Below are 1322 nucleotides of genomic sequence, written 5' to 3'. Positions count from 1 at the left end.
GTACACAGTGAGAATGGGCTTGGACGTCACCGGGCGGGACCTGACCCATATGTACACAGACCCCGTGTCCTCCTCGCGATTTGTCGGTCTCGCTTGGTGACGTCTGTAATGCACGCGGCCGGACGAGCGGCGTGACTTAATAGGAGCCTGCCAGCTGCCCGTCACTGTGCTGTCCGTCCGCCCGACCGGTGCGTGCCGTCTCGTCTCGACAACAGAGCGGCGGTTCCAGCATGGCACGCAACCGCAAGATGCGGATTATCGGCGGCGTCGACACCCACGGCAGCACCCACCACGCGGCAGTCATCCTCATGAGCGGCCGGCGACTGGCCGACCAGGAGTTCCCCGCTACCCCCGATGGCTACGCCGACCTGCTGCGGTGGATGCGCGGCTTCGGCCGGCTGGCCGCGGTGGGGGTCGAGGGCACCGGCGCCTACGGCGCCGGACTGTCCCGCTACCTCCACCAGGCGAGCGTCAAGGTTGTCGATGTGGACCGCCCGGACCGCAAGACCCGCCGACACCAGGGCAAGTCCGATCCCATCGACGCCTATGCAGCGGCGGAGGCCACGCTGGCCGGACGTGCCAGTACGGTGCCCAAGACCCGCGACGGCCTGGTCGAGGTCATCCGCATGCTGCACGTGACCCGTGCCAGCGCGGTCAAGGCCCGGGCAGCGACGATCAACCAGCTCAAGACGCTTCTGGTGACGGCCCCCGCCGATCTACGTGAGCAGCTACGCGACCGGTCGTCACGAGCACTGGTCGAGATGTGCCTCAGGCTCCGGCCGGGCGACCAGCCCAGCGACCCCACCACCGCCGCCAAGTACGCCCTGCGCAGCCTGGCCCGCCGACACCGGCAACTTACCGAGGAAATCAGCGACCTCGACGCGCAACTCCGGCCGCTGATCACCAAGGCGGCTCCTCGCCTCCTCGCCCGCCGAGGGATCGGCTTCGAAACAGCCGCACAGCTGCTCATCACCGTCGGAGACAATCCCGACCGGCTGACCAGCGAGGCCGCGTTCGCCCACCTGGTCGGCGTTGCGCCGATCCCGGCCTCCAGCGGGCAGACCCGCCGTCACCGGCTGAACCGCGGCGGCGATCGTGATGGCAACCGCGCTCTGCACGTCATCGTGGTCAGCCGCATGGCCCACTGCCCCACGACCATGGCCTACGTGCAGCGTCGCACCACCGAGGGGCTGTCCAAGAAAGAGATCATCCGCTGCCTGAAACGCTACGTCGCCAGAGAGGTCTATAAGGACCTGATCACCCCAGACGCCACCCCACAAGCCGCAGTTCAAGCGGCTTGACAGTCATAGGAGCATCGCGAG

General features: G+C 67.8%; 1 protein-coding gene. It reads left to right on the top strand.

Annotation, left to right across the window (positions count from 1 at the left end; all coding sequences use genetic code 11):
• Positions 1 to 230 precede the first annotated feature (230 nt).
• Entirely contained in the window at positions 231 to 1301 is a 1071-nt protein-coding gene (locus HHX41_RS39385) for an IS110 family transposase (protein ID WP_182910007.1), read from the top strand.
• Positions 1302 to 1322 lie beyond the last annotated feature (21 nt).

Origin of the sequence: Microbispora sp. H13382 (assembly GCF_014161445.1) — a bacterium.
In the GTDB taxonomy this organism is placed as follows: domain Bacteria; phylum Actinomycetota; class Actinomycetes; order Streptosporangiales; family Streptosporangiaceae; genus Microbispora.
Note: the sequence above shows the minus strand (reverse complement) of the source record. Positions and strands in the feature narration are given on the sequence as shown.

What these genes read in the sequence shown, in the direction of transcription:
- HHX41_RS39385 (WP_182910007.1), top strand. Translation starts at nt 231, where the DNA reads ATGGCACGCAACCGCAAGATGCGGATTATCGGCGGCGTCGACACCCAC.